General features: G+C 73.3%; 24 protein-coding genes. 15 read left to right on the plus strand and 9 right to left on the minus strand.

What is annotated here, in order from left to right; all coding sequences use genetic code 11:
- The first annotated feature begins 1 nt into the window (after position 1).
- The 11 genes from BLU55_RS09335 to BLU55_RS09385 all read left to right on the plus strand — a co-directional run bounded on the left by BLU55_RS09335 (position 2) and on the right by BLU55_RS09385 (position 9,425).
- Positions 2-892: a flagellar motor protein MotB gene (locus BLU55_RS09335; RefSeq protein ID WP_091728795.1), complete on the plus strand. Its 891-nt coding sequence runs from the start codon at positions 2-4 to the stop codon at positions 890-892.
- On the plus strand, positions 889-1,326 hold the full coding sequence (locus tag BLU55_RS09340; RefSeq protein ID WP_091728798.1) for a flagellar basal body-associated FliL family protein: 438 nt from the start codon (positions 889-891) through the stop codon (positions 1,324-1,326). The genes BLU55_RS09335 and BLU55_RS09340 overlap by 4 nt, the downstream gene beginning before the upstream one ends.
- Before the next feature lie 123 nt (positions 1,327-1,449).
- A complete protein-coding gene (locus tag BLU55_RS09345) occupies positions 1,450-2,397 on the plus strand; it encodes a flagellar motor switch protein FliM (protein WP_091728800.1) in 948 nt (315 codons plus the stop codon).
- Positions 2,394-3,137, plus strand: a complete 744-nt coding sequence (gene fliN, locus BLU55_RS09350; protein ID WP_091728802.1) for a flagellar motor switch protein FliN — start codon at positions 2,394-2,396, stop codon at positions 3,135-3,137. The genes BLU55_RS09345 and fliN overlap by 4 nt, the downstream gene beginning before the upstream one ends.
- A 2-nt stretch (positions 3,138-3,139) precedes the next feature.
- Positions 3,140-3,925 carry a flagellar biosynthetic protein FliO gene (gene fliO, locus BLU55_RS19620; RefSeq protein ID WP_172833894.1) on the plus strand — a complete coding sequence of 262 codons (786 nt, stop codon included), beginning with the start codon at positions 3,140-3,142 and terminating at the stop codon, positions 3,923-3,925.
- Positions 3,922-4,836: a flagellar type III secretion system pore protein FliP gene (gene fliP, locus BLU55_RS09360; RefSeq protein ID WP_091728805.1), complete on the plus strand. Its 915-nt coding sequence runs from the start codon at positions 3,922-3,924 to the stop codon at positions 4,834-4,836. Before fliO ends, fliP begins: the two co-directional genes overlap by 4 nt.
- A gap of 5 nt (positions 4,837-4,841) precedes the next feature.
- Positions 4,842-5,111, plus strand: a complete 270-nt coding sequence (gene fliQ / locus BLU55_RS09365) for a flagellar biosynthesis protein FliQ (protein WP_091728808.1) — start codon at positions 4,842-4,844, stop codon at positions 5,109-5,111.
- Positions 5,112-5,118: 7 nt separating this feature from the next.
- Positions 5,119-5,886: a flagellar biosynthetic protein FliR gene (locus BLU55_RS09370; RefSeq protein ID WP_091728811.1), complete on the plus strand. Its 768-nt coding sequence runs from the start codon at positions 5,119-5,121 to the stop codon at positions 5,884-5,886.
- 7 nt (positions 5,887-5,893) lie between these two features.
- The gene (locus BLU55_RS09375; protein ID WP_091728813.1) at positions 5,894-7,042 is read left to right on the plus strand and encodes an EscU/YscU/HrcU family type III secretion system export apparatus switch protein; all 1,149 of its coding nucleotides are present in this window, start codon (positions 5,894-5,896) and stop codon (positions 7,040-7,042) included.
- An 80-nt stretch (positions 7,043-7,122) separates the two neighbouring features.
- A complete protein-coding gene (gene flhA, locus BLU55_RS09380; protein WP_091728816.1) occupies positions 7,123-9,174 on the plus strand; it encodes a flagellar biosynthesis protein FlhA in 2,052 nt (683 codons plus the stop codon).
- Positions 9,171-9,425 (plus strand): hypothetical protein, encoded by a 255-nt coding sequence (locus BLU55_RS09385; RefSeq protein ID WP_091728819.1) that lies wholly within the window; start codon positions 9,171-9,173, stop codon positions 9,423-9,425. Before flhA ends, BLU55_RS09385 begins: the two co-directional genes overlap by 4 nt.
- Here the strand turns inward: BLU55_RS09385 and BLU55_RS09390 are convergent.
- Positions 9,398-9,838 carry a MarR family winged helix-turn-helix transcriptional regulator gene (locus BLU55_RS09390; RefSeq protein ID WP_091728821.1) on the minus strand — a complete coding sequence of 147 codons (441 nt, stop codon included), beginning with the start codon at positions 9,836-9,838 and terminating at the stop codon, positions 9,398-9,400. The genes BLU55_RS09385 and BLU55_RS09390 overlap by 28 nt on opposite strands.
- Before the next feature lie 426 nt (positions 9,839-10,264).
- Between BLU55_RS09390 and BLU55_RS09395 the strand changes: the two genes are divergently transcribed.
- On the plus strand, positions 10,265-10,642 hold the full coding sequence (locus tag BLU55_RS09395; RefSeq protein WP_091728824.1) for a hypothetical protein: 378 nt from the start codon (positions 10,265-10,267) through the stop codon (positions 10,640-10,642).
- 84 nt (positions 10,643-10,726) lie between these two features.
- On the opposite strand, the gene BLU55_RS09400 is transcribed toward BLU55_RS09395, so the two are convergent.
- The 4 genes from BLU55_RS09400 to pdxH form a co-directional block, all read right to left on the minus strand.
- Positions 10,727-12,745 carry an ABC transporter ATP-binding protein gene (locus tag BLU55_RS09400; RefSeq protein WP_091728826.1) on the minus strand — a complete coding sequence of 673 codons (2,019 nt, stop codon included), beginning with the start codon at positions 12,743-12,745 and terminating at the stop codon, positions 10,727-10,729.
- On the minus strand, positions 12,742-14,475 hold the full coding sequence (locus tag BLU55_RS09405) for an ABC transporter ATP-binding protein (protein ID WP_091728829.1): 1,734 nt from the start codon (positions 14,473-14,475) through the stop codon (positions 12,742-12,744). Before BLU55_RS09405 ends, BLU55_RS09400 begins: the two co-directional genes overlap by 4 nt.
- On the minus strand, positions 14,475-15,098 hold the full coding sequence (locus BLU55_RS19740; RefSeq protein WP_197681147.1) for a TetR/AcrR family transcriptional regulator: 624 nt from the start codon (positions 15,096-15,098) through the stop codon (positions 14,475-14,477). Before BLU55_RS19740 ends, BLU55_RS09405 begins: the two co-directional genes overlap by 1 nt.
- Before the next feature lie 250 nt (positions 15,099-15,348).
- Positions 15,349-16,044, minus strand: coding sequence for a pyridoxamine 5'-phosphate oxidase (gene pdxH, locus BLU55_RS09415; RefSeq protein ID WP_091728832.1), 696 nt, complete (start codon positions 16,042-16,044; stop codon positions 15,349-15,351).
- 167 nt (positions 16,045-16,211) lie between these two features.
- On the opposite strand from pdxH, the gene BLU55_RS09420 reads away from it, so the two are divergent.
- Entirely contained in the window at positions 16,212-17,342 is a 1,131-nt protein-coding gene (locus tag BLU55_RS09420; RefSeq protein WP_091728835.1) for a citrate synthase 2, read from the plus strand.
- 10 nt (positions 17,343-17,352) lie between these two features.
- Here the strand turns inward: BLU55_RS09420 and BLU55_RS09425 are convergent, their stop codons facing one another.
- Complete coding sequence (locus BLU55_RS09425; protein ID WP_091728838.1) at positions 17,353-17,952, minus strand: hypothetical protein; 600 nt, start codon at positions 17,950-17,952, stop codon at positions 17,353-17,355.
- Positions 17,953-18,047: 95 nt separating this feature from the next.
- Between BLU55_RS09425 and BLU55_RS09430 the strand changes: the two genes are divergently transcribed.
- Positions 18,048-19,124, plus strand: a complete 1,077-nt coding sequence (locus BLU55_RS09430; protein ID WP_091733692.1) for an NAD(P)-dependent alcohol dehydrogenase — start codon at positions 18,048-18,050, stop codon at positions 19,122-19,124.
- Positions 19,125-19,303: 179 nt separating this feature from the next.
- On the opposite strand, the gene BLU55_RS09435 is transcribed toward BLU55_RS09430, so the two are convergent.
- Positions 19,304-20,389, minus strand: coding sequence for a bifunctional GNAT family N-acetyltransferase/class I SAM-dependent methyltransferase (locus tag BLU55_RS09435; protein WP_197681148.1), 1,086 nt, complete (start codon positions 20,387-20,389; stop codon positions 19,304-19,306).
- 18 nt (positions 20,390-20,407) lie between these two features.
- Between BLU55_RS09435 and serC the strand changes: the two genes are divergently transcribed.
- The gene (gene serC / locus BLU55_RS09440) at positions 20,408-21,520 is read left to right on the plus strand and encodes a phosphoserine transaminase (protein ID WP_091728840.1); all 1,113 of its coding nucleotides are present in this window, start codon (positions 20,408-20,410) and stop codon (positions 21,518-21,520) included.
- Between the two features lie 15 nt (positions 21,521-21,535).
- On the opposite strand, the gene BLU55_RS09445 is transcribed toward serC, so the two are convergent.
- Complete coding sequence (locus BLU55_RS09445) at positions 21,536-22,552, minus strand: esterase-like activity of phytase family protein (RefSeq protein ID WP_091728843.1); 1,017 nt, start codon at positions 22,550-22,552, stop codon at positions 21,536-21,538.
- Complete coding sequence (locus BLU55_RS09450) at positions 22,549-23,760, minus strand: class I SAM-dependent methyltransferase (RefSeq protein ID WP_091728845.1); 1,212 nt, start codon at positions 23,758-23,760, stop codon at positions 22,549-22,551. The genes BLU55_RS09445 and BLU55_RS09450 overlap by 4 nt, the downstream gene beginning before the upstream one ends.
- Positions 23,761-23,892 lie beyond the last annotated feature (132 nt).

Consider the following 23,892-nt stretch of genomic DNA (forward strand, 5'->3'; position numbering starts at 1 on the left):
GGTGTCCAAGGGCCGCCGCGGCTCCCACGAGGAGGAGCACGAGAACCACGAGCGCTGGTTGGTGACGTACGCCGACATGGTGACGCTGCTGATGGTGCTGTTCATCGTCATGTTCGCCATGAGCCAGGTCGACGAGAAGAAGTTCAACGCGCTCAAGGCCGGCCTGGCCGCCGGCTTCGGGCAGTCGGTCTCGATCCAGGACGGGTCGGACAACATCCTCAACGAGACCGGCCTCGCCGTCGCCATGCCGATCGCCCCCGGCCAGTCCTCGCCCGGCCAGCGCAAGCAGGACGCCGGGCTGGCCGCGCAGCTGGCCAGGTACGACGAGCTCCGCGAGCAGCAGGTGCGCAAGGACGCGCAGGTGGAGGCCCAGCGGCTCTCCGGCCTGCAGCGCAAGGTCGAGGCGGCCCTGGCCAAGCGCGGCCTGGGCAGCGACGTGCGCGCCACCATCGACGAGCGCGGGCTGGTGCTGAGCCTGGTCTCGCGGCACGTGGTGTTCGAGCCCGACGTGGCCGAGCTGTCGGCACGCGGCCGGGAGGTCCTCGACCAGCTGGCCCCCGTGCTGGCCGACCTGACCGAGCCGCTGTCGATCGAGGGCCACACCAACCAGGAGCCGGTGAAGCCGCGCTACTTCGCGACCGACTGGGAGCTCTCGGCAGCCCGCGCCGTCGGGGTGCTGCGCTACCTCAACGAGGAGGAGGGCATCCCCAACCGGCGGATGACGGCCAGCGCCTACGGCCACGAGAAGCCGCTGATCGACCCCTCGAAGCCCGACTCCCAGGCCGTCAACAAGCGGGTCGACATCGTGATCCGCTCCACCCAGCCCGCCGAGACCAGGGCCCTGCTCGCCGGGGCCTCCCGTGACCAATCCCCGAGAGGAGACGGCTCGTGACCGTGACCACCATGCCCCCGGCCACCGGCGACGCCGCCGACGCACCCGCCAAGGGCGGCAAGAAGAAGCTGATCATCATCGTGCTCGTGGTCGCGCTGCTGGCCGGCGCGGCGTACTGGTTCGTGCTGCGGCCCAAGCCCGAGACCGCCCCCGAGCCCGGCGAGGTCGTGGCGCTCGACCCGATCCAGATCAACCTGGCCCAGAGCCACTACCTCCGGATGGGGATGGCGCTGCAGATGACGGCCGACGCGCACGAGGCCGACGGGTCCAAGGCGCTGGACGCCGCGATCGACACCTTCAGCGGGGCGAAGCTGGAGCAGGTCCTGGACCCGAAGGAGCGGCGGGCGATGAAGAAGGAGCTGGAGAAGGAGCTCGGCGAGCTCTACCACCACGAGGTGATGGAGGTGTACTTCACCGAGTTCGTCACCCAGTGAGTGGCCGCTGAGCCACCGGTGAGCCTCACCGACCCACCCGGGTCCGGTGCCCACGACGGACCGACGAGATCCGATACCTGATTTTCTCCTCAGGTCCGGTCGCTGCTGGTCGATCGGTACGGCATGACCTCCTCCGCGCCCGGTGTGCGCAGCCCCCACGCCACCCGGCGTCAGGGGCGCACCGGCGAGCGTCCGGTCGCGGCGTACGACTTCCGTCGGCCGATCCAGCTCTCGCGCGAGCACGCCCGCGCGCTGCAGCTCGCGTTCGACGAGTTCGCCCGCCAGGCGGGCGCGGTCTTCAGCTCGACGCTGCGCCGGGTCTCCCAGGTCAGCGCCGACCTGGTCGAGCAGCGGACCTACGCCGAGTACGCCGCCTCGGTGCCGAGCAGCACCTGCCTCACCCTCTTCCGTGCCGAGCCGCTGCCCGGCCTCGGCGTGCTCGAGATCCCCACCTCGGCCGCGATGACCTGCGTCGATCACATGCTCGGCGGCGCCGGCGGCCCCCAGCCGGACCGGCCGCTGTCCGACATCGAGGAGAGCGTCTTCTCCGGGCTGACCAGCCGGCTGCTGACCGGCCTGACCGCCTCGCTGCAGGAGATCGTGCCCCTGGAGCCCGAGGTCACCGGGGTGGAGTACAACCCGCAGTTCGCCCAGGTCGGGGCACCGAGCGACACCGTCGTGGTCGCCGTGCTGCACCTGCGCCTGGACGCCGCGGAGTTCCGCTTCACCGTCTGCCTGCCCTTCAGCGGGCTGCTGCCGTTCCTGCGCACCGCCGTCGCCCCGGCGCCGGTGTCGGAGCGCGAGCGCGCCGACCGGGCCCGCTCGGAGGTCCTGCTGCGGGAGCAGTTCGACACCATCCCGGTCGAGGTCGGCGTCCGCTTCCGGCCCACCACCATCTCCCCCGACGTCCTCGACGACCTGTGCGTCGGTGACGTCATCCGCCTCGGACACCCGTCCGGTGCGCCCCTCGACGTGGTCACCGACGCCACGTCGTTCGCCCACGCCACCGCCGGGACGAAGGGGACGCGTCTCGCGGCCCTCATCGTCGCCGCCTCGCTGGAGGACCGATGACCGCCCCCGCCTTCGCCCCCACCGACGCCGGGACCCCCGCGGCCCGCGCCGCGGCCCGCGCCGCCGAGCTGCTGCCGTCCTCGACCCCGGTCGAGCCCGGCGTCGCCCAGGCGCTCACCCCCGACCTCGCCCAGGCCTTCGCCGCCGGTGTGCTCGTCCCCACGGGTGGGTCCGCCACCCACCTGCTGGGGCTGCTCGTCGGTCACGAGCTGGTCGACGCGATGGCCGCCAGCCCCACGCCCGGCCTCACCGTCGCCGCCGCCACCCAGCCGGCCGTCGACGCGGCGGCCGCGGCGCTGGGCCGCAGCGCCGACGCCGCCCAGGACATCGGCGTGGCCGACCTGCTCGGCATCATGGGGCCCGGTGCCACCGCGGTGCCGCTGCAGGGCCTCGGCCCGGTCGCGGCCCTGCTGATCAGCGAGGACCTGCTCGCCGCGGTCGTCCCCGCCGCTGCCCCGACCCCGACGCCGGCGCCCGCGGCACGGCCCGCCACCGGACGCGGCATCGAGCTGCTCCACGGCGTCGACATGGAGCTGACCGTCGAGCTGGGACGCACCCGGATGGCGGTGCGCGACCTGCTCTCGCTCGCGCCGGGCGACGTCCTCGAGCTGGACCGGGCGGCCGGCAGCCCCGCCGACCTGCTGGTCAACGGCCGGCTCATCGCCCGCGGCGAGGTCGTCGTGGTCGGCGAGGAGTTCGGCCTCCGGGTCACCCAGATCATCGACTCGCGGGCGAGCTGACCGTGCTCGACCTGACCGTGCGGCTGCTGTCGTCGCTGGCCGTCGTCGTCGGCCTCGTGCTCGTGCTCGCCCGCCTCGCCCGCCGCCGCGGGGGCGGTGGCAGCAGCGCGCCCCTCCGGGTGGTCCACCGCCAGCCGCTGAGCCGATCCACCGCCGTGGCCGTCGTCGAGGTCGGGGGCCGCACCCTCGTGCTGGGCACCACCGAGCACCAGATCAGCCTGCTGACCGAGCTCGACCCCGAGTCGCTGCTCGCCCCGGCCCGCGCCCAGGCCGGCACGAGTGGCTCCGGCCGCGCGGGTCGCCCGGGCCGCTCCGGCGGCTCCGAGGCCCGTCCCGACCGGCGGACCCGTCGGGCCGCCCGCCGCGCCCCCGCGGCCGGGCCCGCCAGCACCCCCGGTGGCCACGTCTCCCCCGTCGCGGCCCCGGTGGCCGCCCGCGCGGCCGCTCCTGCCCCTGTCACCGCTCCCGCACCGGCCTTCGCGCCCGTCGTCGCCCCCGTCGTCGCGCCCGTCGTCGCCCCGGCCGTCGCGGCAGCACCCGCCGCGGCACTGCCCGCCGACTTCGCCGCCACCTTCGACGCCGCGCTGGCCCGGCTCCAGCCGCTGCCCGTCCCCGCCGAGGAGGTCGTGCCCCGGACGCCCGCGACGCTGCTCTTCGACGACCTGGACGCCGGCGACGCCCTCGCCCCGACCCGCTCCGAGCCCGTCACCCAGGGCCCCCTGCACGGCTCGATCCTCAGCCCCGGCACCTGGCGTCAGGCGATGACCGTCGCCATGGGGCGTGCATGACCCGCCGTCTGCACCTCCTCGCGGCCCTCGTGCTGGGCGGTCTCGCCCTGGCGCTGCCGCTGGCCCTCGCGGCTCCCGCGCAGGCCGACCCGCTGACCTCGCGGACCACCACCGGCCAGACCACCACTGCCCAGGTCACCGGTCAGGTCACGAGCCAGGTCGCCGACCGCGTCGCGAGTCGCGTCGGCGTGCCGCAGGCCGACGTCAGCGGCCCCGGTGGCCCCGTCGGGCCGAGCAGGAAGGGCGACGGCGACGTCACGGTCCGGCTCGACGGGCTGACCGACAAGCCGAGCACCTCGGTCACCACGATCCTGGCGCTCACGCTGCTCTCGCTGCTGCCGGCCATCGTGCTGACCTGCACCAGCTTCACCAAGATCCTGGTGGTCCTCAGCCTCACCCGCAACGCGCTGGGGCTGCAGCAGACGCCCCCCAACCAGGTGCTCGCGGGGCTGGCGCTGTTCCTGAGCCTGTTCATCATGAGCCCGGTGCTCTCGAGCATGAACGACGAGGGCGTGCGGCCCTACATGGACGGCACCAAGACGGCCGCCCAGGCGTGGGACGACGGCAGCGCGCCGCTCAAGGCGTTCATGCTCGACAACACCGAGGACGCCCAGCTCGAGCTGCTGACCAACGTGGCCAAGCGCGACCTGCCGAAGGACCGGGCCGAGACGCCGCTCTCGACGCTGGTGCCGGCGTTCGTGCTGAGCGAGCTCAAGCAGGCCTTCACGATCGGCTTCATCATCTTCATCCCCTTCCTGGTCATCGACATCGTGGTCAGCGGCGCGCTGATGGCGCTCGGCATGATGATGATGCCGCCGGTGATGGTGAGCCTGCCGTTCAAGCTGCTGCTCTTCGTCCTGGTCGACGGGTGGGCGCTGCTCATCAAGGCCCTCGTCGCGAGCTACGGGTAGCTGCCGTGACCGACACCGCCATCATCGAGCTCGCGCTCAAGACCATGCTGGTCGCGCTGAAGCTCTCCGCCCCGATCCTCGTCACCTCGCTGGTGATCGGCTTCGCGGTCTCGCTGTTCCAGTCGATGACGCAGATCCAGGAGTTCACGCTCTCCTTCGTGCCGAAGCTCGTCGGCGTGGGCGTGGTCCTGCTCTTGTGCGGCAACTGGATGCTGCACACCCTCGAGACCTTCACCGTGCAGCTCTTCGAGAGCATCCCCGGCCTCCTCGGGTGAGCACGCCATGACCCTGACCGTCCCCGGCGACGCCCTGGTGGGCTACCTGCTGGCCTCGCTGCGGATCGCGGCGTGGCTGGTGGTGGTCCCGCCGTTCATGGGCCGCTCGATCCCGGCCACGGTCAAGGTCGTGCTCTCGCTGGGCCTGGCGGTGACCGTGGTGCCGAGCGTCGCCGCGACCGGCGTACCGACCGACCTGCTGGGGCTGGTGACCGCCGCCGTCACCCAGGTCGCCATCGGCGCCGCCATGGGGATGACCACCTTCCTGCTGTTCGCCGCGCTGGCGGCCGCCGGCAGCCTCATCGACGTCTTCGGAGGCTTCGCGCTGGCCCAGGCCTACGACCCGCTGGGCATGAACTCCAACACCGTCTTCGGCAACTTCCACCAGATGCTGGCCACGATGCTGCTCTTCGCGAGCAACGCCCACCTGCTGGTCATCGGGGGGCTGCTCAGCACCTTCCGCTTCCTGCCCCTGGGCGAGAGCCCCGACATCGGCACCACCACCCAGGTCATCAGCAAGGCCTTCGAGGTCTTCTTCGTCACCGCCGTCCAGATCGCGCTGCCGATGATCGGGGTGCTGTTCCTGGCCGACGTCGGGCTCGCGCTGCTGACCAAGGTGGCGCCGCAGCTCAACGCCATCAACGTGATGTTCCCGGCCAAGATCGGCCTCACGCTGCTGCTCCTCGGGCTCTCCTTCCCCGTGCTCCCCCTGGCCATGGACAAGCTGGTCCAGCTCAGCCAGGAGGCCATGGCCGCCATCGCCGGGGCGGGGTGAGCCACGGATGTCGTCGGAGGAGAAGACAGAGCAGGCCACACCGCAGAAGCGCAAGGAGAACCGCAAGGAGGGGCGGGTCGCCCGCACCCAGGAGCTGGGCGGCTGGACCACCGTGCTGATCGCGGGCATGGCCGCGCCCGTGCTGCTGCGCGAGGAGCTCTCCGCGTGGCAGGACATCATGGCCCGCTCGCTCGGGGCCGTGCAGGACGCGTCCCTCGACGTCGCGGCCGGACTGCTCAAGGACGCCGTGATGCACGTCTTCACGAGCCTGCTGGTGCTCGGCGCCTGCGTCATGGTGGTCGGCGTCGCCGCCGCGCTGGCCCAGGGCGGCTTCCTGCTGGCCACCAAGCAGGTCAAGCCCAGCGCCAAGAAGCTCAACCCGATCTCCGGCTTCAAGCGGATCTTCGGGCCGCAGGCGCTGTGGGAGGGCGTCAAGATGATCATCAAGAGCGCCCTGGTGGGGCTGCTCGTGTGGTCGGCGGTCGCGCACCTGGTCCCGCTGGTCGGCGGCATGGTGCCGCTCGGCGCCACGATCGGGCTGGTCAACGACGAGGCCATGACCCTGCTGCGCAACGTCGCCCTCGCCGGCCTGGTGCTGGCGGCCGTCGACTACGCCGTCGCGCGTCGCCGGATGGGCAAGCAGACGCGGATGACCAAGCAGGAGGTCAAGCAGGAGCACAAGCAGAGCGAGGGCGACCCGCAGCTCAAGGGCGCGATCCGCTCCAAGCAGATGGCGATGGCGCGCAACCGGATGATCGCGGACGTGGCGTCGGCCGACGTCGTGCTGGTCAACCCCACCCACATCGCCGTCGCCCTGCGCTACGACCCCGAGCGGTCCGCCCCCCTGGTGGTGGCCCGTGGCGCCGGTGCGGTGGCGCTGAAGATCCGTGAGAACGCCGCCGCGGCCCGGGTCCCGATCGTGCGCGACGTGCCCCTGGCACGCGCCCTGCACCGCTCCACCGAGGTCGGGCAGACCATCCCCGCCGAGCTGTTCGCGGCCGTCGCCTCCGTGCTGGCGTTCGTCATCAGCCGCAAGGCGTCGGGACAGCACGGCGGCGAGCACCGCTCCCCCCGGCTCGAGGACGCCGTGCCCGACGTGCTGCCCCGCGGACGACGTCGCCGGTTCTCCTCAGGACCGGCCGCCACCGGCCGATGAGCCAGGAGTCGCCAGGACGGTGACGGAGGCGCCAGGGACGGTGCGACCCCACAGTCGTGCCCGATCCCGGAAGGCTTCCGTTGCCCCTCAAGCGCCTGACACAGCTCGGTGTCCCGGTCGGCATCGTGATGATCGTGGTGATGCTGGTCGTCCCGCTCCCCCCGATCGTGCTCGACCTGCTGATCGCCCTCAACATCGTCGTCGCGCTGCTCATCCTGCTGACCGCGATGTTCGTCAGCCGCCCCCTCGACTTCTCGGCGTTCCCGGCGCTGATCCTGGTGATGACGCTGTTCCGGCTCGCGCTCAACGTCAGCGCCACCCGGCTCGTCCTCCTCGACGGGTACGCCGGCAAGGTGATCGACACCTTCGGCCACTTCGTCGTCGGCGGCTCGCTCATCGTCGGCCTGATCGTGTTCTCGATCCTGCTCGTCATCCAGTTCGTCGTCATCACCAACGGTGCCGGCCGCGTCGCCGAGGTGGGGGCGCGCTTCACCCTCGACGCCATGCCCGGCAAGCAGATGGCCATCGACGCCGACCTCAACTCCGGCCTCATCGACGAGGACACCGCCCGGCTGCGCCGCAGCGAGGTCCACGCGGAGGCCGACTTCTACGGCGCGATGGACGGCGCCTCGAAGTTCGTCAAGGGCGACGCGATCGCCGCCATCGTGATCACGCTGGTCAACCTGGTCGGCGGCTTCGCCGTCGGGGTCGCCCAGAACGGCATGTCCATGGGCGAGGCCGTCACGACGTACAGCCTGCTCTCGGTCGGTGACGGCCTGGTCTCCCAGGTCCCCGCCCTGCTGCTCTCGGTCGCCACCGGCCTCATCGTCACCCGCAACACGGGCAAGGACGACATGGGCTCGGAGATCGTGCGGCAGGTGACCGCGCAGGCGATGCCGCTGCGCGTGGCCGGCTTCGCCGGGCTCTCGCTGTGCCTGATCCCCGGGCTGCCCAAGCTGCCGTTCATCCTGGCCGGCGGCCTGCTGCTGCTGGCCTCCACCCGCGCCGGCAAGGAGCAGGCGGCCGCCGCGGCCGCGGCCGAGGAGGTGCCCGCGGTCGAGGCCCGCTCCCAGGACACGCCCGAGGACCTCGCCCAGGAGATCCAGGTCGACCCGCTCGGCCTCGACCTCTCCGCCGACATCATCGACGTCGTCGACCCGGCGAGCGGCGGCGACCTGCTGCCGCGGGTCAAGGCGCTGCGGCGCAAGATCGCCGGCGACCTCGGCATCGTGATCCCGCCGCTGCGGACCCGCGACAACCTCGACCTGCCGGCCCAGACCTACGCCATCAAGGTCTTCGGGGTCGAGGTCGCCCGCGGCGAGGCCCCGCGCGGGCACGTCCTGGCCATCGGGGAGTTCCTGGGCTCGCTGCCCGGCACCCCCACCCAGGAGCCCGTCTTCGGCCTCGACGCCAAGTGGATCGCCACCGAGCTCAAGACCCAGGCCGAGCTGAGCGGCGCCACCGTCGTCGACCGGACCTCCGTCATCACCACCCACCTCGCCGAGGTGGTGCAGACGCAGGCCTCGCGGCTGCTCTCGCGCGAGGACGTGCGGCTGCTGACCGACGTGGTCAAGCGCACCCACCCGGTCGTGGTCGAGGAGCTGACGCCGACGCTGCTCAGCCTGGGCGAGGTGCAGCGCGTGCTCCAGGCGCTGCTCGACGAGGGCATCTCGGTGCGCGACCTGGTCCGCATCTTCGAGGCCCTCTCGCTGCGGGCCCAGGTCACCAAGGACGTCGACCTGCTCGTGGAGAGCGCCCGCGCGGCGCTCGGCCCCGCCCTGGTCGCCGCCCACACCCGCGACGGCACCGTGCACGTGCTGAGCCTCGAGCCGAGCCTCGAGCAGCGGATGCTGGAGTCGATGCGGCCCGGCGAGCATGGCGCCGTCCTCGCCCTCGACCCCGAGGTCGGGCACCGGCTGCTCACCCAGCTCGACCAGCTCGTCCGCGCCAGCCAGGAGACCGGCCAGGAGCCGGTGCTCGTCTGCGCCCCGCAGATCCGTCCCGCCCTGCGGCGGCTGCTGCGGCCCAGCCAGCCCGGTCTCGGCGTGCTGTCCTACACCGAGCTCCACGGGACGGCCCAGATCCGCTCGGTCGGCGTCGTGGACGCCGAGGCCATGCTGGTCGCGCCGTGAGCGTCCCGCTGCCCGTCGTGGTCGCCGCCAGCGCGCTGGTCTCCTCCCCCGTCGCCTGGCTGCTGCACCGCGGCCTGCTGACCGGTCAGGACGCCGTCGAGCGGGTGCTGGTGCTGGCCGTGGTCACCTGGCTGGCCCTCAACGTGCTGGCGCTGCTCGCCTTCCCGGACCCGCCGCGCCCCTCTGCGGTCCCGAAGGCACCCGAGACCGACGAGTCCGGCGGTCAGCCGGTCTCGAGTGACGCGTTGTAGCGCGCCATCACGTCGACGAAGCCCCGCAGGTCGTCGTGGGTCCAGTCGCCGAGCTTCTCGCGGAACTCCGCCCGCCGGTCGAGCGTCACCGCCTCCATCCGCTCCAGGCCGTGCGGCGTCAGCGCCAGGATCGCCGCCCGCCGGTCGTCCGGGTCGGGCGTGCGCTCGATGAGCCCCAGCTCGAGCAGCGTCGAGACCTGCCGGCTGATCGCCCCCTTGTCGACGGCGAACAGCTCGACCAGCGCGCTCGCCCGCTGCGGCCCGCCGTCGTGCAGCGCCATCAGCATCGAGTAGGCGACGGGCGCCAGGTCGGGGTGCACCATCCGCGCCCTCAGGGCGATGCGGCGGCGCAGGCGCCGGATGAGCACGCTCATCTCGTGCTCCAGCGCCAGGATCGTCTCGTCGTCGGCCATGGGCGGATCCTAGTGAAAAGCAGCGACCCGCAGACGTGGCCCCGGGATGGGGCCGCTCCGGGGGACGTGTTCCCGGATCGTCTGCGGGTCGGGTGACTGCTTGGAATTCACCAGCGCGCTCACGCGGCTGGGCGGTGCGCTGCTAGTGGGCAGCCACCTCACGCGTCCTCGAAGAACTCATTCCTCGGACCACCTCCTTTCCCGTGTCCGACCACGGTAGATCGCCCGACGCCCGGACTCAACGACTTTTTTTCCGGGGGTCTCGCGGGGCCGCTGATTACCCGGACGTCCGGGTGATCGGTGACCTGACGTCTGTTGCAACACCTGCCAGGTGTCCGGGAAGGACGTCCAGTGGGACGCACGAGGCGTAAGACGACCCGCCGGTCGGTCGCGTGTGCACCGAGCGGACGGGGGTACGTCGCACCCATGAGTGAGACCCCTGACGAGACCGCCTCGACCGACACGTCCGAGGAGACCAGCTCGACCGAGGAGCTCGACCAGGGAGGGCCGGGCGACGTGGCCGACGCCGACCTGCCCGAGGACCTGCGCCCCACCGAGGACAACCCGCTGGCCCGCCACCCGGAGCAGACCGGTGACGAGGACGACGCGATCGGGGCCGACCGCGAGGAGGACCCGGAGACCGCGCCGCTGACGGCCGCCGACGCCGACTACGGCTCCGGCGGCTCGGACGGCTCGGGCGGGTCCGGCTCGTCGGGGGGCGACGGCACCTCCGACGGCCGCGCCACCGCCGAGGAGGACGACGGCTCCGACACCCTGGACAACGGCGGGGGCGGCGCGGGCTGAGCCTGCTCCTCCCCACCACGGCACGAGGGGCCGGTCCCGGGACACCCCGGGTCCGGCCCCTCCTCGCGTCGCGGACGCGTCGGCCTAGGTCGTGAGGGGCGCGGCGAACTGCGCCGCGTGCAGCCGGGCGTAGGCACCCTCGGCGGCGAGCAGCTCCTCGTGGCTGCCCTGCTCGACGATCGAGCCCGCCTCCATCACCAGGATCAGGTCGGCGTCACGGATCGTCGAGAGCCGGTGGGCGATGACGAACGACGTCCGGTCGCTGCGCAGGGCCCGCATGGCGTGCTGGAGCAGCAGCTCGGTGCGGGTGTCGACCGACGAGGTGGCCTCGTCGAGGATCAGCAGCGCGGGGTCGGACAGGAACGCGCGCGCGATGGTGACCAGCTGCCGCTCCCCCGCCGACAGGTTGGAGCCGTTCTCGTCGACGAGGGTGTCGTAGCCGTCCGGCAGCGAGTGCACGAAGCGGTCCACGAAGGTGGCGCGCGCCGCTGCGAGGACGTCCTCGGGGCCGGCGTCGGGGTTGCCGTAGGCGATGTTGTCGCGGATCGTCCCGGCGAACAGCCAGGTGTCCTGCAGCACCATCCCGGTCTGGCGGCGCAGCTCGGCCCGGGGCACCGAGGCGACGTCGACGCCGTCGAGGGTGATGCGGCCGCCGCTGACCTCGTAGAAGCGCATCACCAGGTTGACCAGCGTGGTCTTGCCCGCCCCGGTCGGCCCCACGATGGCCACGGTCTGGCCCGGCCGGGCGACGAGCGACAGGTCCTGGACCAGCGGCCGCTCGGGGTCGTAGGAGAAGTCGACGTGCTCGAAGCGCACCTCCCCGCGGCGTACGCCGGACGGCCCCGGCCGGGTGCCGCCGGCCACCGCGGGCTCGGGGTCGGGGCTCTGCTCCTCGGCGTCGAGCAGCTCGAAGACCCGCTCGGCCGAGGCCACCCCGGACTGCAGCAGGTTGGCCATCGAGGCCACCTGGGTGAGCGGCTGGGTGAACTGGCGGGAGTACTGGATGAACGCCTGCACGTCACCCAGCGACAGCGAGCCGCTCGCGACCCGCAGGCCGCCGACGACCGCGATGACGACGTAGTTGAGGTTCCCGACGAACATCATGATCGGCATGATCAGGCCGCTGACGAACTGCGCCCCGAAGCTCGCGCGGTAGAGCTCGTCGTTCTCCACCGCGAAGACCTCCTCGGCCTCCTGGCGACGGCCGAACACGGTCACCAGCGCGTGCCCGGAGAAGGACTCCTCGATGTGGGCGTTGAGCCGCCCCGTGCGCCGCCACTGCGTCACGAACAGGCCCTGCGAGCGGCCCATGACGACCTTGGCCACCAGCACCGAGACCGGCACCGAGACCAGCGCGACCAGGGCCAGCAGCGGCGAGATCCAGAACATCAGCGAGATCACCGCGAGCACCGTCAGCAGCGAGGTCAGCAGCTGGCTCATCGTCTGCTGCAGGGTCTGGCTGACGTTGTCGATGTCGTTGGTGACCCGGCTCAGCAGCTCGCCGCGGGCCTGGCGGTCCACGAAGCCGAGCGGCAGGGCGTTGACCTTGTCCTCGACCTCGGCCCGCAGCCGCCGCACGGTCTTCTGCACGACGTCGTTGAGCAGGTAGCCCTGGACGAACGCGAGCAGCCCCGCGACGGCGTACACCGCCAGGACGACGAGCAGCACGCGCCCGACCGCGTCGAAGTCGACGCCCCGACCCGGCACCAGGTCCATGGAGGACACCATCGCGGCCAGCTCGTCCTGGCCGCGCCCGCGCAGCTGGGCCACGGCCTGGGCCCGGGACAGCCCCTCGGGCAGGCGTGCGCCGAGGAGCCCGGCGAAGATCAGGTCGGTGGCCCGGCCGAGCAGCCACGGCCCCAGCGCGGTGAGGCCGGTGCTGACCACGGCCAGCACCACCACGGCGACCGCCTTGGCGCGCTCCGGCGCCAGCCGTCCGACCAGCCGTCGGGCCGAGGGACCGAAGCTGGAGGCCTTCTGGCCGACCATGCCGCCACCGAAGGGACCACCCCGCCCGGGGCCTCCCCCGGACTGGACGCGCTCGGTCTCCTGGAGCTGGCCGGGGGCCTGCTCGCCCTCGGGACGCGCGACGTCGGCGCTCATGCGACCGCCTCCGCGCCCAGCTGGGAGGCGACGATCTCCTGGTACGTCGCGCACGTCTCGAGCAGCTCGTCGTGCGTGCCGCGCCCCACCACGGCGCCGTCCTCGACCACCAGGACCAGGTCGGCGTCGCGGATGCTCGAGACCCGCTGGGCCACGACCAGCACCGTCGCGTCGCGCGTCACCGGTCGCAGGGCTTCACGCAGGCGGGCGTCCGTGGCCAGGTCCAGCGCGCTGGACGAGTCGTCGAACAGGTAGACCAGGGGTCGCCGCACGAGCGCCCGGGCGATCGCGAGCCGCTGCCGCTGGCCACCGCTGAGGTTGGTGCCGCCCTGCGAGACCGGGGCGTCGAGCCCCTCGGGCAGCGCCTCGACGAAGTCGCGGGCCTGCGCGGTCGTCAGCGCCTCCCACAGCTCGGCCTCGGTCGCGTCGGGGCGGCCGTAGGCCAGGTTGGAGCGCACCGTGCCGGAGAACAGCCACGCCTGCTGGGGCACCAGCCCGACCGAGCGGTGCAGCACGTCGGGGTCGAGGCGCCGCACGTCGACCCCGCCGACCAGCACCCGGCCCTCGGTGACGTCGACCAGCCGCGGCACCAGGTCGACCATCGTCGTCTTGCCGGCGCCGGTCGAGCCGATGATCGCCACCACCTGGCCCGGCCGGGCCTCGAAGGAGACGTCGCGCACCACCGCGGACGCGGCGCCCGGGTAGCTGAACCCGACGTGCTCGAAGCGGAGCGTGCCGGCGTCGGCCAGCTCGGTCACCGGCTCGCGGGGCGGCACCACCGACGACTCGGTGTCGAGCACCTCCATGATCCGGTCGGCGCAGACCGCCGAGCGCGGCACCATCATCAGCATGAAGGTGCCCATCATCACCGACATCAGGATCTGCATCAGGTAGGCGAGGTACGCCGTCAGCGCCCCCACCTGCATCTGCCCGGCCTCGACGCGGTGGCCGCCGAACCACAGCACCGCCACCGAGGAGACGTTGGCGATGAGCATGACCGCGGGGAACATCGCCGCGAGCCACCGCCCGGCGCGGATCGAGACGTCGGTCAGGTCGCCGTTGGCGCGGGCGAAGCGCTCGGTCTCGTAGGGCTCGCGCACGAACGCCCGCACCACGCGCACGCCGGTGATCTGCTCGCGCAGCAGCCGGTTGACCTCGTCGATGCGCTCCTGCATCGCGCGGAAGCTGGGCACCATCCGGCGGATGATCAGCCCGATCACCAGCACCAGCACGGGCACCGCCACGGCCAGCAGCCACGACAGCCCGAGGTCCTCGCGCATCGCCATCACGACGCCGCCGACCATCATGATCGGCGCGGTCACCATCAGGGTGCAGCTCATCAGCACCAGCATCTGCACCTGCTGGACGTCGTTGGTCTCGCGGGTGATGAGCGACGGCGCCCCGAAGCGGGTCACCTCGCGCTGGGAGAAGCTGCCCACCCGGTGGAACAGCTCGCGGCGCACGTCGCGGCCGAAGCTCATCGCCGTGCGCGCCGAGAACCACACCGCCGCGATCGAGCACGCCACCTGGAGCAGGGCGACGACGAGCATCACGCCGCCGGTGCGCACGACGTACGCCGTGTCGCCGGTCGCGACGCCGCGGTCGATGATGTCGGCGTTGAGGCTGGGCAGGTACAGCGCCGCCATGGTGCCGACCAGCTGGAGGAGCACGACCGCGCCCAGCCAGGTCCGGTAGGGGCGCAACCGGGTGCGCACGAGCCGCAGCAGCATCAGGCGTCCCCCTCCTGGCGGGAGTCGGGTCGCGCGAACCCCTCGAGCAGCAGCCGGGTCACGACCTCGGGAGTGAGCGGGGAGGGCGAGGGCATCCCGGGGCTGTGCGCGCCGAGCATGAGCGCCCGGAAGGCGGCCGCGGCCACCAGCGGCTCCACGCGCAGCTCGTCGGCGGAGAGCTCGAAGACCCGGGTCAGGCGCTCCATCAGCGCCTCGTTGGCCTCGACGAGGAAGCGCGGCGGGCCCAGCGGCGCTCCACGGCCGTGGGCGGCCTGCTCCATCAGCGGCCGCATCACCATCATCGTGGCGTGGACCTCGCGCATCCGCGCCTGGGACCGCTCGGCCAGGACGAGCAGCCGCGTCGCGAGCCCCGGCAGCGAGGCCATCAGCCCGACCAGCTGGTCGGCGGTGTCGGGCGGTCGCAGCACCTCCTCGAGGACGGCGTGCAGCAGCGCGCCCTTGTCCTCGAAGACGCGGTAGATCGTCCCCTCGGCGATGCCGGCCGCCTGCGCGATCTCGCGGGTGCTGGGCATCCGGCCGTGCTCGAGCACCAGCGGCGCCACGGCCGACACGATCGCCGCCCGTCGCTCCTCGGGCGCCATCGGCGTCGCGCGTGGGGTCATGGGCCGATCCTAAGTGAGTGAGCACTCACTCACAAGACTGGTGGTGGGGATCCACGGCGCACGAGGTGGTCGCCGCGCCGGCGCGGGCGTCGTGCGAGGTGGTCGCCCCGGCAGCCACCTCGTACGACGTCCGCCGGGACGTCATGCGGAGCGGTCGTCCGGGCAGCCACCTCGCATGACGTCCCGCCACACGACGACCGCCACACGACGACCGCCACCGGCCACCCGGCCACCGCGAGCCGACCTCCCGTCAGGGAGCCAGCCGCTCGAGCGTCCACCCCTCCCCCGGGGCGGCGTCCGCCCCCCGGCGGTAGACCAGCCGGTCGTGCATCCGCCCCGACCGGCCCTGCCAGAGCTCGACGACCTCGGGCACCACGCGGTAGCCGCCCCAGTGGGACGGGACCGGGACCTCGGCGTCGTCGGCGAAGCGCTGCTCGACCGCGGCGTAGCGCTCGTCGAGCTCCTCGCGGGAGGCCACGGGCTGTGACTGCGGGGAGGCCCAGGCGCCGAGCTGGGAGCCGCGGGGGCGCTGGGCGAAGTACGCCGCGCTCTCCTCGGGCGCGACCCGGGCGACGCTGCCCTCGACGCGGACCTGGCGCTGCAGGTCGTGCCACGGGAAGAGCAGCGCGGCGCGGCCGGTGGCCTCGAGCTCGTGGCCCTTGCGGGAGTCGTAGTTGGTGTAGAAGACCAGGCCGCGCTCGTCGAGCCCCTTGAGCAGCACGATCCGCGCTGACGGCTGACCCTCGGGCGAGACCGACGCGACGACCACGGCGTTGGGCTCGTGGATCCCAGCCGCCTCGGCCTCGTCGAGCCAGCGCGCGAGCACGACCAGCGGGTCGGGGTCGACGTCGGCGGCGTCGAGGCCGGTGTCGGCGTACTCGCGGCGCAGCGAGGCCAGCCGCTCGCTCGCGTGCGCGGGGCTCGGGGAGGGGTCGGGGGTGGTCATGGGGCCAACCTAGGAGGTGCCCCCGACGGCTCGGACCGACCACCCCTCGCGACGCCCCTCACTGCTCCCGGGGGCAGCCCCGGCGGCCAGCCCGTGGGCGGGCACGGGCAAAGTGCGTGCGGACCAGCGCGTTGGGTGCAGAATGCCCCGCAGACGGAAGGGGTCAGATGACCGAGGTTCACCACGGGCTCGAAGGCGTCGTCGCGTTCGAGACGCAGATCGCGGAGCCCGACAAGGAAGGATCGGCGCTGCGCTACCGCGGCGTCGACATCGAGGAGATCGTGGGGCGCATCCCCTTCGAGAAGGTCTGGGGGCTCCTGATCGACGGGGCCTACGACCCGGGCCTGCCGCCCGCCGAGCCGTACAACATCCCGATCCACACCGGTGACGTGCGCGCCGACGTGCAGGCCGGCGTCGCGATGCTGGCGCCGATGCTCGGGATGAAGCAGACCTACGACATCAGCGACGCCGAGGCCCGCGAGGACCTCTCCCGCGTCGCCGTCATGGTGCTGTCGTACGCCGCGCAGGCCGCCCGCGGGCTGGGCCAGCCGATCGTGCCGCAGCGCGAGGTCGACGAGGGCACCACGCTGGCGGAGAAGTTCCTGATCCGCTGGAAGGGCGAGGCCGACCCCAAGCACGTCAAGGCCATCGACGCCTACTGGAGCTCGGCCGCCGAGCACGGCATGAACGCCTCGACGTTCACCGCCCGCGTCATCACCTCCACCGGTGCCGACGTGGCCGCGGCGTTCTCGGGCGCGATCGGTGCCATGAGCGGCCCGCTGCACGGCGGGGCCCCCGCCCGGGTGCTGACGATGATCGAGGACGTCGAGAAGAGCGGCGACGCCACGGCGTACGTCAAGAAGCTGCTCGACGACGGCGAGCGCCTGATGGGCTTCGGCCACCGCGTCTACCGCGCCGAGGACCCCCGGGCCCGGGTGCTGCGCCGCACGGCCAAGGAGCTCGACGCGCCGCGCTACGAGGTCGCCGAGCGGCTCGAGCAGGCGGCCCTGGCCGAGCTGCGCGAGCGTCGTCCCGACCGCGTGCTGGAGACCAACGTGGAGTTCTGGGCGGCCATCGTCCTCGACTTCGCCGAGGTGCCGGCGCCGATGTTCACCTCGATGTTCACCTGCGCCCGCACGGGCGGCTGGTCGGCGCACATCCTGGAGCAGAAGCGCACCGGCCGGCTGATCCGTCCCTCCGCGATCTACACCGGTCCGGGCGAGCGCCCGGCCAGCTCGATCGACGGCTGGAACGACGCCTGGGGCAACGCCTCGGCCGACGACGACCTCGTCGTCTGAGCCCAGTCGCCTACTTCGGGGCGGGCAGGCGGCCGGCATACCAGCTGGTGGTGCCGGCGCCTCCCGCCCTGGAGAGCGAGACGTGCAGGTGGTCGCGGTGCCGCAGCGTCTTGCTGCACTTGCTCAGCGGCTTGCCCTTGCACGCGCTGCTGACGTACGGCGTGGGCGCGAACTGGCGGTAGGAGGCGTACATCTTGTCGTTCCAGATGATGTACATGACGCCCATCCGGCGGGCCAGCTCGGCGGCATCGCCGTCCGGGCCCTCCGCGAACAGCGCCTTGCGCAGCTTGGCCGCGCGGATCCGGTCGGCCTCCTTCGCGGCGTCCAGCGTCCAGTCGAAGGCGCGCCCCTCCTTGTGCTCGGAGACCGAGCCGCCGCAGGGCCGCGAGATGCCGCCCTTGGCGCCGCCGTACGTCGCCACGACGTAGTCGAGCGCCACGACGGTCCCGGGCTTGGCCTTGGGGCTGCAGGTGCTCTGGGGGTCGTACTTCGCGTAGGCCTCGACCGGGGGCGGCGGGTCCGGCTCGTCGGCACGCGCCGAGGTCGTCGGGCCGACGACCAGCAGGGCCGAGACGACGGCGAGGGGCAGCAGCGAGAGCGATCGGCGCACGGGGACCTCCCAGGGGTCCTCTCGAGGTTAGGTTCGTCACTTCGTATTTGTCCGGATTTTGCTTCAGCTGGCCGCGATTGGGCACAGTGCTGGGCATGAGTGAAGCGACAACTACTTCCCGCACCGCCGACGCCCTCGTCACGCGCGGTGCCTCCCAGCCCTTCGAGCGCAGCACCATCGAGCGCCGCGCCCCCCGTGCCCACGACGTCGTCATCGACATCAAGTTCGCCGGCATCTGCCACTCCGACATCCACCAGGGTCGCGAGGAGTGGGGCTCGGCCCTGTTCCCGATGGTCCCCGGCCACGAGATCGCCGGCATCGTCTCCGAGGTCGGCTCCGAGGTGAGCAAGTACTCCGTCGGCGACCGCGTCGGGGTGGGCTGCTTCGTCGACTCCTGCCGCGAGTGCGAGAACTGCAAGGCCGGCGAGGAGCAGTACTGCCTCCAGGGCGAGGTGCCGACGTACAACGGCAAGCAGTACGACGGCGAGCCCACCTTCGGTGGCTACAGCACCTCGATCGTCGTCGACGAGAACTACGTGCTCGGCATCCCCGAGGGCGTCGAGCTCGACGTGGCCGCTCCCCTGCTCTGCGCCGGCATCACGCTGTTCTCCCCCCTGCACCACTGGGAGGCCGGCCCCGGCAAGAAGGTCGCGATCGTCGGCATGGGCGGCCTGGGCCACATGGGCGTCAAGATCGCCGCGGCGCTCGGCGCCGAGGTGACCGTCCTGTCGCAGACCACCTCCAAGGAGGAGGACGGCAAGAAGTTCGGCGCCGACCACTACTACGCGACCAAGGAGGAGGAGACCTTCGAGAAGCTCGCGGGCCACTTCGACCTGATCGTCAACACGGTCTCCGCCGACCTGCCGATCGACAAGTACCTCGGCCTGCTCGGCCTCAACGGCACCCTGGTCCACGTCGGCATCCCCGAGGGCGACAGCTCCTACCAGGCGTTCTCGCTCGCCGGCATGCGCCGCAGCATGGCCGGCTCGAAGATCGGCGGCATCCGCGAGACCCAGGAGATGCTCGACTTCTGCGCCGAGCACGGCCTCGGCGCCGAGATCGAGGTCATCTCGGTCGACGACGTCGACAAGGCCTGGGACCGCGTCGTCGACTCCGACGTGCGCTACCGGTTCGTGATCGACGTGTCGACGTTCGGGTCGTCCGCGGCCTGAGGCTCCTGGCGGCGGGCAGTTTCCCCGGTCGACCGGGGAAACTGCCCGCCGGCGCCCGGAATGCCCGCCCCGGCGGGCAGTTTCGGCCGACATCGACGCCCGCTTCGTCCCCTCGGGGACGGAGCGGGCGTTCGTCGTTCGCCCGCCCGGCACTCCCGTACGTCGGCCCGGCCCCGACCTCAGCGCCGGCTGACCACCAGGTAGCGCTCGTCGCCGGTCGGTCCGCCCCACAGCACCGGGTCGTCGAGCACCCGCAGCGACACCTCGCGGCCCGCCTGCCCGAGCAGCCGCGACGTCTCGGCCGCGAGCAGGCCCGAGCCGGTGTGCCAGCGGCCCTCGACCAGCACGAGCCGACCGCCGGGGGCCAGCAGCGAGACCCAGCGCCGCAGCGCGGCCGCCGGGTCGGGCAGCGCCCACAGCACGTGCCGCCCCAGCACCACGTCGTACGCCGCCCCGCCGCCGGCCCGCGGACCCACGGGCGGGTCGGCGGCGTCGCCGAGCAGGAACTCCACGCCCGGGTGCCGCTCGCGGGCCAGGTCGACCATCGCCGGCGCGAAGTCCACGCCGGTCACGTCGTGGCCCGCCTCCGCCAGCAGGCCGGACAGGGTGCCGGTGCCGCAGCCGACGTCGAGGACCCGCGCGGGGGCGGGCGGCAGGGCCTCGGCCAGCAGCACCCGCCACGCCTCGCGGGTGGTCGGGTCGGCCAGTCCGTGGTCGGGCTCGTCGTCGAAGGTGGCGGCGGCGTCGTCCCACGACCGCCGCTCCCCCAGCGCCCGGGCGTAGCAGCGCGACAGCGGGGCGTCCCTGTAGAACCCGAACCCCGCGATCCGCCGGTAGCCGATCGACTCGTAGAGCGCGATCGCCTCGGGCTGCCGCTCCCCGGTCTCGAGCACCATCACCTCGGCGCCGGCCTGCGTCGCGGTCGCCTCGAGGTGGGCGAGCAGCGCCCGCGCCAGGCCCCGGCCGCGGGCGCGGGGCGCGACGTACATCCGCTTCACCTCGGCCGTGGCGGTGGTCCCGGCCCACGCCACGTCGTCGCGCCGCCGCCAGGCGCCGGTCGCGACGGGCTCGCCGTCGAGGTAGCCGACGAAGAAGGCGCCCAGCGGCGCCTCGAAGTACGACGGGTCGAGCGGCGTCAGGTCGGGACCGCCGTAGCGCACGACGTACTCCTGCTGCACCTCCTCGACCAGCCGCTGCGAGTCGGGGTGGTCGAACGGGCGGGGGACGACCTCCCAGCCTGGGACGGGGCGCAGCCGGGAGCTCACCGCTGACACACTAGGACCGTGGCCGACCTCGTCATCCCCCAGGACCTGCTCCCCCACGACGGACGCTTCGGCTCGGGTCCCTCGAAGGTGCCGGCGGGCCGCCTCGACCGGCTGGCCGCCTCCGGCGCGGAGCTGATGGGCACCTCCCACCGGCAGGCCCCGGTCCGGGCGCTGGTGGGCCGCGTGCGCGCGGGGCTCGCCGAGCTGTTCGACCTGCCCGAGGGCTACGAGGTGGTGCTGGGCAACGGCGGCTCCACGGCGTTCTGGGACGCCGCGACCTTCGGACTGGTCCGCGAGCGCAGCCAGCACCTGGTCTTCGGCGAGTTCTCGGCCAAGTTCGCCCAGGCCGCCGCGGCCGCTCCCTTCCTCGGCGAGCCGACCGTGGTCTCGGCCGAGCCGGGCTCGCTCGCGTCGCCGCACGACGAGGACGGGCTCGACGCCTACGCCTGGCCCCACAACGAGACCTCGACCGGCGTGATGGCGCCGGTGCGCCGCGTCGGCGGCCCGGGCTCGCTGGTGCTGGTCGACGCCACCTCGGGGGCGGGCGGCCTGCCGGTCGACGTCCGCGAGACCGACGTCTACTACTTCGCCCCGCAGAAGGGCTTCGCCTCCGACGGCGGGCTGTGGCTCGCGCTGATGTCGCCCGCCGCCCTCGAGCGCGCCGCCGAGGTCGCGGCCTCGCGGTGGGTGCCGGCCTCCCTCGACCTGCCGACGGCGATCGAGAACTCCCGCAAGGACCAGACCTACAACACCCCTGCGATCGCCACGCTCTTCCTCGTCGCCGAGCAGCTCGACTGGATGCTCGCGCAGGGCGGTCTGGACGCCATGGTGGGGCGCACGACCGCGTCCTCCCAGGCGCTCTACGGCTGGGCCGAGCGCTCGTCGTACGCCGCCCCGTTCGTCGCCGATCCCGCCCACCGCAGCCTCGTGGTCGGCACCGTCGACCTCGACGGGTCCGTCGACGCCGCCCGGGTCTCGGCGGTGCTGCGGGCCAACGGCGTCGTCGACACCGAGCCCTACCGCAAGCTCGGCCGCAACCAGCTGCGGATCGCGATGTTTCCCGCCGTCGACCCCGCCGACGTCGAGGCGCTCACCCGCTGCGTCGACCACGTCGTCGAGCACCTGGCCTGAGCGCTCGCGCGCCGCTCAGCGGCGCCGGCGGCCCAGGGCCAGTCCCGCGCCGGCCAGCGCGAGGACCGCGATCCCGCCGCCGGCCAGGGCCGCCCGGTGCTCGCGGGCCCAGGAGCCGACCGTCGGGGCCGTCGGGCGCCCGCTCCCGGGCTCGACCGGGTCCTGCGCCGGCTCGTCGGACGGCCCGGACGATGTCCCGCCCCGCAGCACCGCGCGCACCTCGTCCGGGAGCGCGACCTGCCACACCGGTGTGCCGGCGCCCTCGCTGCTGACCCGGACCCGCCCGCCGGGGCCGACCGAGATCCCCTCGCCCTGGGGCTGGGCGGGCAGCGGCAGCGTGGCGAGCCGCTCCCACGACGGCAGCGCGTAGACGCCCGCCTCGCCCGGCCCGCGCACCAGCGCGTGCCGGCCGTCGCGGGTGAGGGCGGCGTCGGTCGCCAGCTCGGCGACGCGGCCCACGGGCTCGAGCCGGTTGGTGCGGTCGGGATCCAGGCGGCGGGGTGCGGCGTACGCCGTGCCGCCGAAGAGCGCCTTGGTGACCACGAGCAGCCGACCGTCGGGACCGACCAGCAGCGACTCGGCGTCGTGGGGGCCGTCGGGGTAGGCCAGGTCGTACGCCGGCGCGGCCACGGTCCGCTCCCCCGGCAGCACCTCGACGTCGTGGACGGTGATCGTCTCCCGCACCCGGCGGTTGTCGCCGATGTCGCCGACCCAGACCCGGTCGCCGCGACCGGGGGCCAGGGCCTCGACGTCGAGCGTCCGCGCGGCGTACGTCGTGACGCCGGTCGTGCGCCCGGCCGCGTCGAGCAGGTAGAGGACGGGGTCGCTGCCGGAGTCGTCGGTCGTCACCATCGTGGCGCCGCGGTCGACCAGCCCGCTGGACTCGTCGATGCGCGGGTCGGTGAGCGAGAAGACCTGCCGCGAGCCCCCGCCGTCGTCACCCCCGCCGTCGGCGGCCGACGCGGCCCCGGGCGTGGTCGCGCCCACGAGGAGCACCAGCCCCGCCGCGAGGCCGACGAGCGGTCGGGTCACGCCCCGCGGCCGGCGAGCAGCTCGGCCAGCGCCGGCCGCAGCCGCCAGGTGCCGACCAGGCGGTCGTAGTCCTCGCGGTCGCCGCTGCGGTCGCGGCCCGGGCCGGACGTCCGGACGGCACGCAGCAGGGTGTTGCGCGGGGTGTGGGCGCTGTCGACGAACTCCACGACGTCGACGCGGTAGCCCTCGATCCGCAGCAGCGAGGCCCGGACGGCGTCGGTGAGGGTGTCGGCGAGGCGCTCGCGCAGGATGCCGTCGCGGGTGAGGGCGTCGTACCCGGGCGGCGTCGGCTCGCGCCGCAGCTGGGCCGAGAGGTCGTGGTGGCAGCACGGTGCCGCCAGCACGAGGTCGGCCTCCCACTCCACGGCGCGGAACAGCGCGTCGTCGGTCGCGGTGTCGCAGGCGTGCAGGGCCAGCACCACGTCGGGCGCCTGCTCGAGCTGCACGTCGGCGATGCCGGCCTGCACGAAGCGCACCGAGCCGTCGACGCCGAGCCCGGCCGCGACCTCGCTGTTGTGGCGGCGCGACTGCTCCTTGACGTCGACGCCGGTCAGCGCGACCGGGAGCCGCTCGCTGAGCCAGGCGTGGGCGGCGAAGGTGAGGTAGGCGTTGCCGCAGCCGAGGTCGACGACCCGCAGCGGGTCCTCGGTGGTGGGCACCCGCAGCCTGCCCGCGCGGGTGGCGTCGTCGAGCGCGGCGTCGAGGGCGCGCAGGAACTCCTCGACCTGGCGGTACTTCGCCTGCCGCGACGGCTTCACCCGGCCCTGCTCGTCGGCGATCCCCAGGGCGCGGAGCACCGGGTGGTCCTCGGCCAGGAGCCGCTCCTTGGCCTGGTCGTGGGAGCGCTGCGGCGCGGTGGCCTCGGCGCGCTCGGTGGTGTGGAGCAGCGCCTCGCCCTTCTTGGTGACCCGCAGCTGGTGGCTGCGCACGTCGGTGTCGACGTGCCAGTTGCCGAACGGCAGGTCGAGCAGGTCGTCGAGGACCTCGCGCGGGTCGCGGTGGTTGGAGGTGAGCGCCTGCGTCCCGTCGTACGCCGTGACCTGGAGGTGGCGACCGCCCTTGAGGTCGACGTAGCGCAGCTCGACGCGGCGGTAGCGCGGCTCCTCGCGGCCGCGTCGGCGACCGGTGGCCAGGGCGCGGACGAGGTGCTCGTCGTCGAGGATCTCGGCGCGCAGCCGGGACAGGGCGGGGAGCAGGGGCTCGGCCACGATCAGGGGGCTCCGTGGGACTGGTGGGGCTGGTGGGGCAGGAGGAGGCGTGGGCGCTACTTGGTGAGGGCGGCGATCACGACGACGAGGATGAGCCCGCCGAGGGCGACCGGGATGACCAGTCGGCGGTAG

Source organism: Nocardioides scoriae, assembly GCF_900104965.1.
In the GTDB taxonomy this organism is placed as follows: Bacteria; Actinomycetota; Actinomycetes; order Propionibacteriales; family Nocardioidaceae; genus Marmoricola; species Marmoricola scoriae.